The 14159-nt window shown below is 67.8% G+C and carries 16 protein-coding genes; 4 read left to right on the top strand and 12 right to left on the bottom strand.

Translation table 11 applies throughout. The features are described from left to right. The first annotated feature begins 291 nt into the window (after positions 1-291). Entirely contained in the window at positions 292-1554 is a 1263-nt protein-coding gene (locus tag U1769_RS24585) for an MFS transporter (RefSeq protein WP_332720804.1), read from the top strand. A 27-nt stretch (positions 1555-1581) separates the two neighbouring features. Here the strand turns inward: U1769_RS24585 and rsmD are convergent, their stop codons facing one another. After that, the gene (gene rsmD, locus U1769_RS24590; RefSeq protein ID WP_332720805.1) at positions 1582-2133 is read right to left on the bottom strand and encodes a 16S rRNA (guanine(966)-N(2))-methyltransferase RsmD; all 552 of its coding nucleotides are present in this window, start codon (positions 2131-2133) and stop codon (positions 1582-1584) included. A 2-nt stretch (positions 2134-2135) separates the two neighbouring features. Continuing rightward, positions 2136-3359, bottom strand: coding sequence for a pseudouridine synthase (locus tag U1769_RS24595; RefSeq protein WP_332720829.1), 1224 nt, complete (start codon positions 3357-3359; stop codon positions 2136-2138). Positions 3360-3593: 234 nt separating this feature from the next. On the opposite strand from U1769_RS24595, the gene U1769_RS24600 reads away from it, so the two are divergent. Further along, positions 3594-4025, top strand: coding sequence for a response regulator (locus tag U1769_RS24600; protein WP_332720806.1), 432 nt, complete (start codon positions 3594-3596; stop codon positions 4023-4025). A 10-nt stretch (positions 4026-4035) separates the two neighbouring features. Here U1769_RS24600 and U1769_RS24605 read toward each other — a convergent pair whose 3' ends face one another. After that, positions 4036-5175, bottom strand: coding sequence for an aromatic ring-hydroxylating oxygenase subunit alpha (locus tag U1769_RS24605; protein WP_332720807.1), 1140 nt, complete (start codon positions 5173-5175; stop codon positions 4036-4038). 65 nt (positions 5176-5240) lie between these two features. Between U1769_RS24605 and U1769_RS24610 the strand changes: the two genes are divergently transcribed. Together U1769_RS24610 and U1769_RS24615 are read left to right on the top strand one after the other, a co-directional pair. After that, entirely contained in the window at positions 5241-6572 is a 1332-nt protein-coding gene (locus U1769_RS24610; protein ID WP_332720808.1) for an AmpG family muropeptide MFS transporter, read from the top strand. Continuing rightward, positions 6569-7318: a tetratricopeptide repeat protein gene (locus tag U1769_RS24615; protein WP_332720809.1), complete on the top strand. Its 750-nt coding sequence runs from the start codon at positions 6569-6571 to the stop codon at positions 7316-7318. Before U1769_RS24610 ends, U1769_RS24615 begins: the two co-directional genes overlap by 4 nt. Here U1769_RS24615 and U1769_RS24620 read toward each other — a convergent pair. From U1769_RS24620 to U1769_RS24660, 9 genes are all read right to left on the bottom strand, one after another. Further along, positions 7308-7736 carry a DUF6628 family protein gene (locus U1769_RS24620; RefSeq protein ID WP_332720810.1) on the bottom strand — a complete coding sequence of 143 codons (429 nt, stop codon included), beginning with the start codon at positions 7734-7736 and terminating at the stop codon, positions 7308-7310. The two genes, U1769_RS24615 and U1769_RS24620, sit on opposite strands and share 11 nt — an antisense overlap. Positions 7737-7806: 70 nt before the next feature. After that, positions 7807-9144: a bifunctional folylpolyglutamate synthase/dihydrofolate synthase gene (locus U1769_RS24625; RefSeq protein WP_332720811.1), complete on the bottom strand. Its 1338-nt coding sequence runs from the start codon at positions 9142-9144 to the stop codon at positions 7807-7809. A gap of 41 nt (positions 9145-9185) precedes the next feature. Beyond that, a complete protein-coding gene (gene accD, locus U1769_RS24630) occupies positions 9186-10040 on the bottom strand; it encodes an acetyl-CoA carboxylase, carboxyltransferase subunit beta (protein ID WP_332720812.1) in 855 nt (284 codons plus the stop codon). After that, the gene (gene trpA, locus U1769_RS24635) at positions 10037-10837 is read right to left on the bottom strand and encodes a tryptophan synthase subunit alpha (protein WP_332720813.1); all 801 of its coding nucleotides are present in this window, start codon (positions 10835-10837) and stop codon (positions 10037-10039) included. The genes accD and trpA overlap by 4 nt, the downstream gene beginning before the upstream one ends. Next, a complete protein-coding gene (locus U1769_RS24640) occupies positions 10834-11028 on the bottom strand; it encodes a hypothetical protein (protein WP_332720814.1) in 195 nt (64 codons plus the stop codon). The genes trpA and U1769_RS24640 overlap by 4 nt, the downstream gene beginning before the upstream one ends. Further along, positions 11025-12254 carry a tryptophan synthase subunit beta gene (gene trpB, locus U1769_RS24645; RefSeq protein ID WP_332720815.1) on the bottom strand — a complete coding sequence of 410 codons (1230 nt, stop codon included), beginning with the start codon at positions 12252-12254 and terminating at the stop codon, positions 11025-11027. Before trpB ends, U1769_RS24640 begins: the two co-directional genes overlap by 4 nt. A 97-nt stretch (positions 12255-12351) precedes the next feature. Further along, positions 12352-12990, bottom strand: a complete 639-nt coding sequence (locus U1769_RS24650; protein ID WP_332720816.1) for a phosphoribosylanthranilate isomerase — start codon at positions 12988-12990, stop codon at positions 12352-12354. A 99-nt stretch (positions 12991-13089) separates the two neighbouring features. Next, positions 13090-13764 (bottom strand): orotidine-5'-phosphate decarboxylase, encoded by a 675-nt coding sequence (gene pyrF, locus U1769_RS24655; RefSeq protein WP_332720817.1) that lies wholly within the window; start codon positions 13762-13764, stop codon positions 13090-13092. Then, the gene (locus U1769_RS24660) at positions 13761-14102 is read right to left on the bottom strand and encodes a hypothetical protein (protein ID WP_332720818.1); all 342 of its coding nucleotides are present in this window, start codon (positions 14100-14102) and stop codon (positions 13761-13763) included. Before U1769_RS24660 ends, pyrF begins: the two co-directional genes overlap by 4 nt. Positions 14103-14159: the final 57 nt, after the last annotated feature.

Genomic DNA, 14159 nt, shown 5'->3' on the forward strand with positions numbered 1-14159 from the left:
TGAAAACCCCGCATCCAATCCTCCCGGGCAACCCAGGAGACGCTACAGAATCCAATCTATCGAAATTGGCCAGACCCTCTTTCCGCCATATGCGATTCCCCTGCCCGGCGGGAGAGGGAAGGGAGGAGCGAAGCGACGGAAAGGGTGAGGGTGAGTGTCGCCCATCCTTATCACCCTCACCCTCCCACTCGGCTCTGCCGAGCGGGCCCCTCCCTCTCCCGATGGGAGAGGTGTGAGAAGTAGGAAGAATAGTTTCTTGACCGAAAGGACCGGGCGGGCGAACCAGCGCGCATGACCGCCCTTCCCATGACAGCGCACAAGCGCGTCCTGCTCGCCAGCCTGATCGGTACTTCGGTCGAGTTCTACGATTTCTATATATACGCGACGGCGGCGGCGTTGGTGTTCGGGCCATTGTTCTTCCCGGCGGAGGACCAGAGCGCGCAGTTGCTGCTGTCCTATGCCAGTTTCGGCCTGGCGTTCATCGCGCGGCCGGTGGGGGCGGCGATCTTCGGGCATTTCGGGGATCGGATCGGGCGCAAATCCACGCTTGTCGCCTCGCTGATGCTGATGGGCGGATCGACCGTCGCGATCGCCTTCCTGCCGACCTATGCGCAGATCGGCTGGGTCGCGCCGCTGATCCTGTGCACCCTGCGCTTCGGCCAGGGGCTGGGGCTGGGCGGCGAATGGGGCGGCGCGGCGCTGCTCGCGGTGGAGAATGCGCCGCCGGGATGGCGCAACCGCTACGGCATGTTCCCGCCGCTCGGCGCGCCGGTGGGGTTCATCGCAGCGAACGGATTCTTCCTTATCCTGGGCGCCACGCTGACCGACACGCAGTTCCGCGAATGGGGCTGGCGCATCCCCTTTCTGGCGAGCGCGGTGCTGGTTGCGCTGGGGCTGTGGGTGCGGCTGAAGCTGACCGAGACGCCGGCCTTCCTGGAGGCGGCGGCGCAGGAGAAATTGCCGCGCGTGCCGATCGTCACTTTGTTCCGCGATCATCTCCGCCCGACGCTCGCCGGCATCTTCGGGGTCGTGGCCTGTTTCGCGGTGTTCTACCTCGCGACGGCCTTTGCGCTCGGCTACGGCACCACCGTGCTCGGCCATGGGCGGCAGGCGTTCCTCGCGATCGAGCTGGCCGCGATCCTGTTCCTGGCGGGCGGCGTGATCGTCGCCAGCGTGCTGGCCGACAAGCACAATGCCATGACGATGCTGCGCTGGGGCTTTGCCGGCGCCGCGGTGTCGGGCCTGCTGATGGGGCCGATGCTCGGCGCGGCCTCGCTGTTCGTGGTGTTCCTGTGGCTCGCCTTCTCGCTGTTCGTGATGGGCTTCGCCTATGGTCCGCTCGGCGGCTGGCTGCCCGAACTGTTCCCGGCCGAGGTGCGCTATACCGGCGTGTCGATGACCTTCAACGTTGGCGGCATCCTGGGCGGCGCGATGGCGCCGATCGTCGCATCCTGGCTCGCGGGCAAGGGCGGGCTCGGGCTGGTCGGCGTGTATCTGATGGTGGCGGGGCTGCTCAGCTTCGGTGGGCTGGCGTTGTTGCGCAAGCGGGGGTGACCGCGTGAGCCGGGCGGGCGCAGCCCGTCAGGCGGCCCGGCGGAGCAGCGTGATCTTCATCTTGCCGTGGACGCGCTCGGCATCGCTCTCGAAGCCGTCGACCGCGACCGTCTCGGTCTTGGCGGTTTCGATGCTGATCCAGGTCGCGTCGCTGACCCAGCCGAGCCGATTGAGCTTGTCGAGCGCGACCATGCCGGCGCCGGTCCCGTAAGGCGGATCCATCAGGATCACGTCCATCGGCTTCATCGCGGGCGGCAGCGCGAGCACCGATTGCGCGCGGATGTCCGCCCCGACCTTCTCGCCGCCGCCGAGCTTGGCGATATTGGCCTTCAGCGCATCGATCGCCGCGCGGTCCTGCTCGACGAAGATGCAGGATCCGGCGCCGCGCGACAGCGCTTCGAGACCGAGCGCGCCCGAGCCCGCAAAGAAATCGGCCACCGCCAGCCCCTCGAAGCTGCCGAGCCGGCTGGTGAGCATCGAGAACAAAGCCTCGCGGGTGCGATCGGCGGTGGGGCGCGTGGCGTCGCCCTTGGGGGCGACGATAGCGCGGCCGCGCCAGATACCGGAGATGATGCGCATGATTATTTCCGCGTGCGGGGTTTGGGCTTGGGCTTGGCCCAGCCTGTCTTGGGCCGAGGCTTGCCGTCGGGCTTCGCGTCCGACGGCGCGGCGTCGCGCGGCGGACGTGGCGGCTTGGCGCGGACGTTGCGGCCGAGCTCGGGGTTGAAGACCCGCGCGGGGCGACTTTCGCCGGGAGCAGCGGCCTTGCCGCCGGCCTTCGGTTTGGCGTCGTAGAAGCGTTTCGGCTTTGCACCCGCCGGGGCGGGGCGGGCGGCGCGTTCCTCGGCCGGGCGGCTGTCGCGCGGGCTCCAGGTCGAGGCCTTGTCGGCGTCGCGCGGGGCGCGGCGTGCCGGGCGGACGTCGAAGGCGGCGCGATCGGCGGTCGCCGCGACTTCCCGCGTGATGCGTGCGGGACGGACCACGCGTTTCGGCGCATCGGGCTGCGGGCGGGCGTCGCGGGCCGCGGCCGGGCGCTCGCCATGGCGCGGCGGACGCTTGCCGCGCTGGGGCGCGGGATTGCCGAGCGGGACCGGCACCGGCGCGGGTGCGCGCGCGCGCTTCAGCTCGGGCGGGGTGTATTCGGGCGTGATATTCTTCGTGGGGTTCTTGCGGAACGCGACCACGTCGTGCTGGCGCACCTCGCCGACTTCGCCCACCGGCAGGTCGCCGAGCACGAACGGCCCGTAGCGGGTGCGGATCAGGCGCGAGACGCGCATGCCGAGATATTCGAGGACGCGGCGGACTTCGCGGTTCTTGCCCTCGGTCAGGATCAGCTCGATCCAGACGTTGGCGCCGGTGCGGCGCTCCAGATTGGCGTTGATCGAGCCGTAGCGCACGCCCTCGATCTCGACGCCGTGGATCAGCTCCTCGAGCTGTGCCTGAGTGACCGGGCCGTAAGCGCGGGCGCGATAGGCGCGCTCGACCCCGGTCGCGGGTAGCTCGAGCTGGCGCTTCAGCTCGCCGTCCGTGGTGAGGAGCAGCAGCCCCTCCGTATTCAGATCGAGCCGGCCGACGGGCACGAGCCGCGGCAGATCGGCGGGCAGCTTGTCGTAGATGGTGGGACGGCCGCCCGGATCGCGCTCAGTGACGAGCAGGCCGGCGGGCTTGTGATAGAGGAACAGCCGCGCCGGCGCGGCGGCCTGGATCGGATCGCCATCGACCGTCACGCCGTGGAGCGAAGTGAGGATCGTCGCTGGCGTATCGATCACCACGCCGTTGAGCGCGACCCGTCCTTCGGCGATCATGCGCTCGACTTCGCGCCGCGAAGCGACGCCGGCGCGGGCGAGCAGCTTGGCGATACGCTGCTGCTCTTTGGATTCTCTGAAAATGGACACCCGGGGGCTGATACCGCTTTTCTTCGCCATCACATGAAAAAAATGTTGCGCCCGACCTTAAAGCCGCGCGTTAAGAGTCGAGTGCGTAACAAGGTCGGGGGAATCAGCTTCTCGCGGCCCAGTGACAGAGGCGGATCGCGGGCCATGCTGTTTGGCAAGAAGAAGCGGCGTATTTGCAGGTTGCTGATCGTCGAGGACGAGCCGCTCGTCGCGTTCGATACGGAGCATTTCCTGCGCGAGGCCGAGTTCGAGATCGTCGCCACGGTCGATCGCGTCGCGCAGGCGGTGCAGGTGATTCGCGCCGAGGAGGATGTCGATCTGGTGCTGGTCGACATCAGCCTGGCCGATGGCAGCGGGCTCGACGTGGCGCATGAAGCGCATGGTGCGGGGATCCCGGTGCTGTTCGTGACCGGCGCCTGCCCCGAAGGCGCGCGCAACGTGGCGGCCGGATGTCTCGCCAAGCCCTATGCCCAGCGCGACCTGCTGGCCGCGATCAACGCGATCGAGGCCGTGCTGGAGGGGAAGAAGCCGAAGCGGCTGCCGGGCGGGTTCAGTTTGTTCGAGACGGCCGCCTGATCGCTATTTTTCAGAGCCGCGCTTCCACCTGATCGTGGAAGGCCCTGATCCCCGTCTCCAGCGTCCCCAATGTCACCCGGTCGATCGCACCTGACGCCAGACCCTGCTGGCCCAGCGCGGCGGCGCGAAAATCCTCGCTGGCGAAGACGCCGCCGTCGAGCAGGTTCCAGCTCTTCTCCCAATGCGCCAGCGCCTTTTCGGTCTCGGGCGCTTCCGGGATCAGCATGAAATCCTCCACCAGCACGCGGCCCTCGGATTGCGGCATCAGCACCATCAGGTTCATGTAATCGGGGCTGACGATCAGCACCGTGCCCGGGAACATCTGATAGGTGTAGGTGATGGCCGAGCGGAGCGTCGGCCAGTCTTCCGCCGTGCAGGCCTGGAGCGCCGCCTCGCGCCCGACCGCCGAGCGCTGGTGCGGGCCGATATGGTCACCGGTCGAAACCCCGTCCTTGAAGAAGGGGCCGATGGTCTGGGCGTGGAGCCGCTGGACGTGATAGCTTTCGAGAAACGCATCCATGATCAGCTTCCAGTTCGCCGCCACGTCATGCGTGCGGCGGCGGAAGAGATGCTGGCCGGCGAGATCGAACGCGTCGAAATCCTGGCCGAGGGCCTCGGCTTCGGAGAAATCCGCCTGATCGTCGAACGCGAACCAGATGAGCCCGCCCGCCTCGCGCGTCGGCAGGCGCTTCAGGCCGAACTGGCTCTTGTCCAGGCCTGGGAAGCTGTCCGGCCGGGGCAGGCCGGTCAGCGCGCCGTCGAGCGTGTAGCTCCAGGCGTGGTAAGGACAGATCAGTCGCGGCGCGCAGACCGGCTCGCTGCCCTCGACCAGCCGGGTGCCGCGATGCTGGCAGACGTTCAGGAAGACCTGGGCCTTGCCCTGTTTGTCGCGCGCGATCAGCAGCGGCTTGCCGAAGCCGTCATGCGGCACAGCCATATTGGGCTGCGGCAGCAGAGCGGAGGGGGCGATGACCAGCGGCAGGCGCGCAAAGATACGCGCCTGTTCAGCGGCATGGCGTTCCGGGGCAGTATAGGCGGCGGCATCGACATAAGTGACGCCGAGGTTCGTGTGCGTGCCGCCGCTGGCGAGCTGTGCGGCGAGCGCGAGCTGGCCCTGCGTGGGCACGGTAATCTTGGTCGGAGCGTTCATGTCGCTTCCTCTCCCGAGTTTTGCCGCTAGTCTCTGCCTGAAGCACGCGGGGAGCAAGTTACGAAATGACCGGGGTGACGGATCGCGTGGACGGCGGCTGGATGAATAGCATCCGGCCCTATTTCGAAAAGGCACCGCTCGCGGCGCTCGCGCTCGGCATTTCGTCGGGCTTTCCCTATGCGATGATCGGCGCGACCCTGACGACGCGCCTCGCCCAGGACGGCATCGACAAGAAGACGGTGACGGCGTTCAGCCTGGCCTTCCTGGTCTACAACCTCAAATGGATCTGGGCCTGGGCGGTCGATGGCGTGAAGCTGCCGATCATCGGGCGGCTGGGGCAGCGCGTGTCGTGGCTGCTCCTCGCCGGCGTGCTGGTGATGGCAGCGGTAGCCAATTTGGCGCTGATCGATCCGAAGGCCGACATCATGGCGGCGGCGATCGCGGCGATCCTGGTCGGCGCAGCCGGCGCGACCTTCGACATCGTGATCGATGCCTATCGCATCGAGATCCTCGAGCCGCGGCAGCTCGGCGTGGGATCGGGCATGTCGCAATATGGCTGGCGGATCGGATCGGCCGGTGCCGGCGCGCTTGCGCTGGTGATCGCCGCGCGCGGCGGCTGGGAATGGGCGTATCTCGCCTGTGCCATGCTCGCGCTTCCGGCGATGCTGGCCGGGCTGATCGTCGGAGAGCCGGCGCGGCACCGTGAAATCGCCGTGCGCCGCGGCATCGGGGCGATGCTCGCGTCGATCTGGGGTCCGTTCGCGCAATTCTTCACGCGCGAAGGCGCGCTGATCGTGCTGGCCTTCATCCTGATCCACAAGGTGGGCGACACGCTGGCGAACCTGACCTTCCGCCTGCTGTTCGACGATCTCGGCTTCAGCAATGACGAGATCGCGTTCTATGACGTCGGCATCGGCTTCTGGGCCTATCTGATCGGGATCTTCGTCGGCGGTATGCTCTATGCCAGGATTGGCATGAAGCGGTCGGTGCTGCTGTCGCTGGTGTTGATGGCGGTCTCCAATCTCAGCTTTGCCGCGCTTGCCGCGGCGGGTCATTCCAACTGGGGCATGGCCGGCGCGATCGGGTTCGAAAATTTCGCGAGCGGCTTCGGCGGCGTCGCGGTGGTCGCCTATTTCTCGGCGTTGACCGATCTGCGCTTCACCGCCGCGCAATATGCGCTGATCTCGGCAGCGGCGAGCATCGTCGGGCGGTTCGTGACGGGCACCACGGCCGGCGGGCTGATCGAGACGTTCGGCTACGTCCAATTCTATCTGCTGACCACCGTGATCGCGTTCCCCGGGGTTTTCCTGTTCTGGTGGATGATCCGGTCCGGCCTGGTCGATCGCTCGATCGGCGATGCCGGCACCGTGGAGGTACCGGAGCCCGCCGCCCCATGATCATCTATCTCGCGATCCTGGCGATCCAGGTGATGCTGGTGATCGACGTCATCCGCAACGGGCGCAACCAGCTTTGGATCATGGCGCTGATGTTCCTGCCCGGGCCGAGCACGATCGCCTATCTGGTGATCGAGGTCTATCCGCGGCTCCAGGGCAATCGCCATGTCCGCACCGCGCGCGCCAAGGCGGTGGCGGCGATCGATCCGGAGCGTGAGGTGCGCGCGGCACGCGATGCGCTCGATCTGGCCGATACCGCGGCGAACCGCATCAGGCTGGCCGATGCGCTTGCCGAGCTTGGCCGGCACGGCGAGGCACTGCCGCTGCTGCGCGAGGCGATCGAGCGCGGGCCGCTCGACATGCGGACCGGCGAGAAGCTGGCGCGGGCGCAGTTCGAGACGGGCGATGCAGCCGGCGCCCTGACCACGCTCGACGCCAATCCGCCCGCCACGGCGCAGGGTGACAAGGACCGTCAGGCGCTGCTGCGGGCGCGAATCCTCGAAGCGCTGGATCGCAAGGAGGAAGCGTTGGCGCTCTATGCCGATCTCGTCACCCGCTTGCCAGGCGAGGAGGGACGGTGCCGCTATGCCGCGCTGCTGCTCGACCAGGGATGGGAGAAGAAGGCGCGCGTCGTGCTCGAAGAGGTCGAGGCGCGGATGAAGCGGCTCGACCGGCAGCAGCGCGCCGCCGAGGCCGACATGTATCGCTGGGCGATGGACCAGCTGGCGGCGCTTCGCGCTAGAGGGTGATCGGCCGCCCGGCATCGGCAAAGGCGGCGGCGAGCACGGTGGCGCTGGCGAGGACGCCGTCGATGCGGCGGATGCCGAGCAGGTCGGCGAGCAGCAGCCGGGCGGTGTCGGGCGCCGTCTCGGCGCGGGCGAGCACGGTCAGCACGGCGCTCTCCGCCGCCGTCATGCGCATACAGCAGCAGGGTGCGATCGAGATATGCCCGTTCGCGGTCGTCGCGAGATCGGCCATCAGCGCGCGCATCAGGACGAGCGGGCGGCGAAAGCCCTCACCAAAGCCGTTGAGCATGGCGTGGGCGGCGTGCGCGTCCGCGAGGCCGTGAGCGCCGATACGGCGTATCGCGAACAGGGCGAGCCGACCGTTTGGGCAATCGGTCATCGCGTGCGGCAGGATCTGTGTCGGGGCGGGGGCAATGGTCATGCTACGCGACTCCATGGGCTGGAGCAGCAGGGTCGCGATTCCGTTATTGCAAGTCAATAGCAATAAGTAGTCAGGTTGGTGGCTCGCCGTTCGCGGCGAGCACTTCGCCGGCCAGATAGAGCGAACCGAGAATCAGGACGATGGGCGGTTCGGCCGGATCGGACGCCTGGGTGATATCGGCGAGCGCTCCGGGGACGTCCGTCGCGACATTCGCCGCCAGGCCGAGATCGCGTGCGATCTTGACGAGCGCCCCGGGCGCATGATGCTCGTGATTGGGCACCGGCACGGCGTGAAGCGTGGTGGCGAGCCCGGCGAAGGGCTCCAGCAGGCCGGCGGGGTCCTTGTTGGAGAGCATGCCGAGAATGAGATGAACTTCGCTCCGGCCGGTCCCGGGAAAGGCGATCTGGCGCAGCGTGGCGGCTACTGACGCGGCGGCGGCGGGATTATGCCCGCCATCGAGCCACAATGCGCTGCCGGGCGGCAGGAGATCGACGAGCGGGCCGTGGCCAAGCCGCTGCATGCGGGCGGGCCAGCGAGTCGTCTCGGCGGCGGTGCGATAGGCCTCGGCCGGGATGGCGAGCAGCGACTGGTGGCGCAGCATCGCGATGGCGAGCGCAAGGTTCTCGGGCTGGTGTGGGCCGGCCAAGGCGGGCAGGGGTGTTTCGACGCGCCCGGCGGCATCCCTGTAGCCGAGCTTGTCCGCCTCGACGGCGAAGAACCAGCCGTCGCCAGCCGCCGAAACGCGTGCGCTGGCCGCGCGGGCAACCGCACCGACGCGCCGGGCGACAGAATCGACATAGCGCATGGTGACGAGCGGCACGCCGGGCTTGGCGATGCCGGCCTTTTCGCCGGCGATCTCCTCGGCGGTGTCGCCGAGGAAGAACTGGTGGTCGACACCGAGCTGGGCGATGCCGGTGACGAGCGGGCGGGCGATGACGTTGGTGGCATCGAGCCGGCCGCCCAGGCCGACCTCGATGATGCAGACGTCGGCCGGGATGCGCGAGAAGGCGAGCAGGGCGGCGGCCGTGGTCACCTCGAAGAAGCTCGCCCCGATATCGTCGGCGCTGTCCAGCACCTCGGCGAGCAGGGCGGCCAGGGCATCGTCCTCGATCAGCGCGCCGGCGAGGCGGATGCGCTCGTTGAAGCGGACGAGATGGGGGCTGGTATAGACATGGGCGGTGAGCCCCGCCGCCTCGACAGCGCTGCGCAGAAAGGCGCAGGTCGAGCCCTTGCCGTTGGTGCCGGCGACATGGAGGACGGGGGGGAGATCATCCTGCGGATTGCCGAGCCGCTCGAGCAGCGCAGTGATGCGTTCGAGCCCGAGAATGTCGGCGCCGGGGGACAGCGACCAGAGGCGATCGAGTTGCGTCTGGACCGCGGGCGAAGTGGAGGTGGCGAAGTCGGGCATTTAGACTTTCCTCCCCTCCCGCTTGCGGAAGGGGAAGGAACTCACGCCGCTTTCTTCGCGCACAGGAAATCGATCAGGCTGGCGAGCGTCGCGCGTAGGTCGCGGCGGTGCTTCACCATGTCGAGCATCCCGTGCTCCAGCAGATATTCGGCGCGCTGGAAGCCTTCGGGCAGCTTCTCGCGGATGGTCTGCTCGATCACGCGCTGGCCGGCGAAGCCGATCAGCGCGCCGGGCTCGGCGATCTGCACGTCGCCGAGCATCGCATAGCTGGCGGTGACGCCGCCGGTGGTCGGGTCCGTCAGCACCACGATATAGGGAAGGCCGGCATCGTGAAGCATCTGGATCGCCACGGTCGCGCGCGGCATCTGCATCAGGCTGAGAATGCCCTCCTGCATGCGCGCGCCACCGGCCGCGGTGAAGATGATGTACGGGCAATTATCCTCGATCGCGTTTTCGACGCCGCGCACGAACGCCTCGCCGACCGCCAGCCCCATCGATCCGCCCATGAAGGCGAAATCCTGCACGCCGACGACTGCCTTGCGGCCCTCGATCGTGCCGCGCGCAGTGATCAGCGCATCGCCTTCCGACGTCGCGGCGCGGGCGGCCTTGATGCGGTCGGCATAGCGCTTGGTGTCCCGGAAGCGCAGCGGATCGTCCTGCACCTTGGGCAACGGGATGATCGTGTAGCTGCCGGCGTCGAACACATATTTGAAGCGCAGCACCGGGCCGATCCGCTCATGATGCTGGCAGTTCGGGCAGACGTGGAGATTGTCCTCCAGTTCCTTCACGAACACCATCTGCCCGCATCCCTTGCACTTGTGCCAGAGATTGTCGGGCGTATCCTTCTTCGGAACGACGAACGACAGCGCGTTGCGGACGCTGGTGAGCCAACTCATACGGTTTCCTTCCGGGCGGCGCGGATCGCCGTCGACAGGGAGCGGATATAGGCGCGAACCGGCTCGCCCGCATCCTCGCCATGCTCGGCGACGAGTTCGACGATTGCCGAGCCGACCACGACACCGTCAGCGACGCGGGCGATGGCGGCGGCCTGATCCGGCGTGCGGATGCCGAAGCCGACCGCGACGGGCAGGTCGGTGGCGGCCTTCAGCCGGCCGACTGCGCTCTCGATCGAATCCTGCGCTGCCTGTTGCAGGCCGGTGATGCCGGCAACCGAGACATAATAAAGGAAGCCGCTGGCGCCATCGAGCACGGCCGGCAGGCGCGCGGCATCGGTGGTGGGCGTGGCGAGGCGGATCAGGTCGATCCCGGCCGCGCGCAGGTTCGGGCCGAGGCCGTCATCTTCCTCTGGCGGCAGATCGACGCAGATCACGCCGTCCACGCCCGCGTCGCGCGCGGCATTGGCGAACCAGTCGGCCCCGCGGCGCAGCATCGGGTTGGCATAGCCCATCAGCACCAGCGGCGTATCGGGATGCCGCACGCGGAACTCGCGCGCGATATTCAGGATGTCGGCGGTCGTGGTGCCGGCAGCCAGGCTGCGCAGGTTGGCCGACTGGATCGCCGGGCCATCGGCCATCGGATCCGTGAAGGGCATGCCCAGCTCGATCACGTCGGCGCCGCCCGCGACGAGCGCGTCGAGGATCGCAGCAGTGGTCCAGGGCGTCGGATCGCCGGCAGTGACGAAAGTCACCAGGGCGGGGTGGTCCTTGGCGAAGGCATCGGAGAGACGGGTCATCGTGCGGAGCGCCGTTGGCTGATCAGTTGGGAAAAGATTCCGGCCAGTGCGCCGATTTCGACGGATTCAAGGCCGCGGGGCAAGGGGAGGCGCCAATCGGAAAAAGCCAGGCCATATTGGTTCAGCTCCCGAACGATGAGGCCTGTGATCGCCCCGACGACGGCACCAGTCACGAGGTTGGGGATGTTCATATCTCGACCCCAAGTGCCTCGGCCACCGTGAAGATGTCCTTGTCGCCGCGACCGCACAAATTGCACAGGACGATCTGGTCGCGGTCCATCTCGCGCGCGACGCGGGCGACGGCGGCGATGGCGTGGCTCGGTTCCAGCGCGGGGATGATGCCTTCGGTGCGGCACAGCAGCTGGAACGCGTCGAGCGCTTCGGTGTCGGTCGCGCTGGTATAGTCCACGCGGCCGATCGAGTGCAGCCAGCTATGTTCCGGGCCGATGCCGGGATAATCGAGCCCGGCAGAGATCGAATGCGCCTCGGTAATCTGACCGTCCTCGTCCTGCAACAGATAGGTCTTGTTGCCGTGGAGGATGCCGGGCGATCCGCCGGCAAGGCTGGCGGCATGTTCCTTGTCGAGACCGTGACCAGCCGCCTCGACGCCCAGCATCGCGACGTCGGGATCGTCGAGGAACGGGTGGAACAGGCCGATCGCGTTCGATCCGCCGCCGATCGCGGCGACGAGCAGGTCGGGCAGGCGGTCGATGCGGCTCAGCATCTGCGCGCGCGCTTCCTTGCCGATCACGCTCTGGAAATCGCGGACCATCTCCGGATAGGGATGCGGGCCGGCGGCGGTGCCGATGATGTAGAAGGTGTCGTGGACGTTCGCGACCCAGTCTCGCAGGCCCTCGTTCATCGCATCCTTCAGCGTCATCGCGCCGGAGGTGACCGCGCGGACTTCGGCGCCGAGCAGCTTCATGCGGAACACGTTGGGCTGCTGCCGCTCGATATCGCGCGCGCCCATATAGATGACGCAGGGCAGGCCGAAACGCGCGCAGACCGTCGCGGTGGCGACGCCGTGCTGGCCAGCGCCGGTCTCGGCGATGATGCGGGTCTTGCCCATGCGCATCGCCAGCAGGATCTGGCCGATGCAGTTGTTGATCTTGTGGGCGCCGGTGTGATTCAGCTCGTCGCGCTTGAACCAGACCTGGGCCCCCTTCCCCTCCGGGGCGGATTCGCGGAGCGCCTCGGTGAGCCGTTCGGCATAATAAAGCGGGCTGGGGCGGCCGACATAATGTTCGAGCAGATCCTCGAACTCGGCGGTGAAGGCGGGATCGGCCTTGGCGGCGCGATAGGCTTCATCCAGCTCGAGGATCAGCGGCATCAGCGTCTCGGCGACATAGCGTCCACCGAATTCGCCGAAATGCCCGCGATCGTCGGGCTGGGCGCGGAAGGAATTGAGGGTGTTCATGGTGAGCGCGCTTTAGCATCCCCGCCGTTCGTGTCGAGCGACGTCGCGATGGCGCGCCGCAAGCCCAGCTATTAGCGCCGCAGGGACCGTGTGGGCGTCAGAGCTGGTTGACGGTGTCGAGAAACGCCGCGATCTTCGTCGCATCCTTGATCCCGGGCGTGGATTCGACGCCAGACGACACGTCGACCATTAGCGCGCGTGTAACCGTGACTGCTTCGGCGACGTTGAGCGGATCGAGACCACCCGACAGGGCCCAGGGCAAGGGATGGCGAAAATCCTGGAGCAGGCTCCAGTCGAAACGCACGCCCATGCCGCCGGGCAGGGCCGCGCCGGGCGGCGTCTTCGCGTCGTAGAGGATGCGGTCGGCCGCGCCGGTGAAGGTGGCGGCGGCGGCGAGGTCGGCGCGGCTCTTGACCGCCACGGCGGCCCAGAGATCGAGCCCGGTGCGCGCCCTGATCGCCGCGATCCGGGCAGGCGTGCCGTTGTGAATCTGGAGCGCGTGAAGGCTACCGGCGGCGATCGCCGAATCGAGTTGGTCGTCGTCCGGATCGACGAACACACCAACGCGGCTGACATGGCCGGGCACACGGGCGGCGAGCTGCGCCGCGCGGTCGCGGCTCAGATTGCGGGGGGAGGGCGGGAAGAAGACGAAGCCGACATGGCTCGCCCTGCCGCGGATCGCGGCGTCGAGGGTTTCCGGCGTGGAAAGGCCACAGATCTTGGCGGTGATGGGCATGGCGTCGCCATAGGCGTCAGGCCGGGGCGTTGCCAACAGTCATGCGAGAAGCGCGCTGATCATCGGAACGTCCATCGCGGGCGATGGGGCGATTTTACCTTACAGCGTGGCGCCGATCTCGCGCGCGGCGGTGTCGGGGTCCTCGGCCTGGGTGATCGGTCGGCCTACCACGAGGATCGAAGCGCCGGCGTCCAGCGCCTGACGCGGCGTCACCACGCGCTTCTGGTCGCCGGCCGCGCCATTGGCCGGGCGCACGCCGGGAACGACGAAGAAACCCTTGGGCCAGATCGCCTTCGCCGCTGCAACCTCGGCACCGGAGCAAACCACACCGTCGACGCCAGCCTGCATGGCCAGTTCGGTCAGGCGCAATACCTGATCGTGCGGATCATCCGGGCAGCCGATCGAGGCGAGATCGCGGGCATCGAGGCTCGTCAGCGTGGTAACTGCGATCACCTTGGTACCGGTCGGAGCGGCTGCCTTGGCATCTTCGAGCATCGAGCGGCCGCCGGCGGCATGGACGGTGAGCAGCGCCGGCTCGAGCGGACGCAGCGCCATGATCGCCTTGGCGACCGTATTGGGGATGTCGTGGAATTTCAGGTCGAGGAAGATCGGCAGGCCGAGTTCGGCCATCTCACGAACGCCCGCACGGCCATTGGCCATGAAGAATTCCAGGCCGAGCTTGATGCCGCCGACATGATGATGGACTCGCGCCGCGATCGCCTTGGCGCGTTCGAGATCGGGCGTGTCCAGCGCGACGAAGACGGGGTTCGTCATGCGCCACCCGGCGGGACGGTGGTGGGAACGCCAGCGGGCGGTATGGCGGGGCCAGGTTCCAGCGGCACGACGGGCGCCGGCCCGAGTACGCCGCGCAGATCGGCCAGGATGCGCTCCGACGTGGCCAGCCGGTTGCGCAGCCGCCAGCGGATCGCGTTGTAATAGATCATCGTCGGCAGCAGGCCGAGCAGGAAGGTGACGAGCAGCAGCAGGGGCAGGTTCACCTCGGCGATCAGGCCGCCCCATAATTTGATCGGCACGGTCGTCCAGTTGCCGAGCGTGAAGACCGCGGCAACGAAGGCGAGCAGGCACCAGAACAGGATTTTCAGGAACTGCATCGTTTCTCCGGTGTCGGACCAATCAGGCCTGAAGCTAGCCCTCGCGCGCGGCTTTGA

Source organism: Parasphingomonas zepuensis (genome assembly GCF_036663735.1).
Lineage (GTDB): Bacteria > Pseudomonadota > Alphaproteobacteria > Sphingomonadales > Sphingomonadaceae > Sphingomonas.

Coding starts and splice junctions, on each gene's coding strand:
- U1769_RS24610 (WP_332720808.1), top strand. CDS start 5,241: ATGACCGGGGTGACGGATCGCGTGGACGGCGGCTGGATGAATAGCATC.
- pyrF (WP_332720817.1), bottom strand. CDS start 13,764: ATGACGAACCCCGTCTTCGTCGCGCTGGACACGCCCGATCTCGAACGC.
- U1769_RS24615 (WP_332720809.1), top strand. CDS start 6,569: ATGATCATCTATCTCGCGATCCTGGCGATCCAGGTGATGCTGGTGATC.
- U1769_RS24650 (WP_332720816.1), bottom strand. CDS start 12,990: ATGCCCATCACCGCCAAGATCTGTGGCCTTTCCACGCCGGAAACCCTC.
- U1769_RS24620 (WP_332720810.1), bottom strand. CDS start 7,736: ATGACCATTGCCCCCGCCCCGACACAGATCCTGCCGCACGCGATGACC.
- rsmD (WP_332720805.1), bottom strand. CDS start 2,133: ATGCGCATCATCTCCGGTATCTGGCGCGGCCGCGCTATCGTCGCCCCC.
- U1769_RS24600 (WP_332720806.1), top strand. CDS start 3,594: ATGCTGTTTGGCAAGAAGAAGCGGCGTATTTGCAGGTTGCTGATCGTC.
- trpB (WP_332720815.1), bottom strand. CDS start 12,254: ATGAACACCCTCAATTCCTTCCGCGCCCAGCCCGACGATCGCGGGCAT.
- accD (WP_332720812.1), bottom strand. CDS start 10,040: ATGAGTTGGCTCACCAGCGTCCGCAACGCGCTGTCGTTCGTCGTTCCG.
- U1769_RS24585 (WP_332720804.1), top strand. CDS start 292: ATGACCGCCCTTCCCATGACAGCGCACAAGCGCGTCCTGCTCGCCAGC.
- U1769_RS24605 (WP_332720807.1), bottom strand. CDS start 5,175: ATGAACGCTCCGACCAAGATTACCGTGCCCACGCAGGGCCAGCTCGCG.
- U1769_RS24660 (WP_332720818.1), bottom strand. CDS start 14,102: ATGCAGTTCCTGAAAATCCTGTTCTGGTGCCTGCTCGCCTTCGTTGCC.
- U1769_RS24640 (WP_332720814.1), bottom strand. CDS start 11,028: ATGAACATCCCCAACCTCGTGACTGGTGCCGTCGTCGGGGCGATCACA.
- U1769_RS24625 (WP_332720811.1), bottom strand. CDS start 9,144: ATGCCCGACTTCGCCACCTCCACTTCGCCCGCGGTCCAGACGCAACTC.
- U1769_RS24595 (WP_332720829.1), bottom strand. CDS start 3,359: ATGATCGCCGAAGGACGGGTCGCGCTCAACGGCGTGGTGATCGATACG.
- trpA (WP_332720813.1), bottom strand. CDS start 10,837: ATGACCCGTCTCTCCGATGCCTTCGCCAAGGACCACCCCGCCCTGGTG.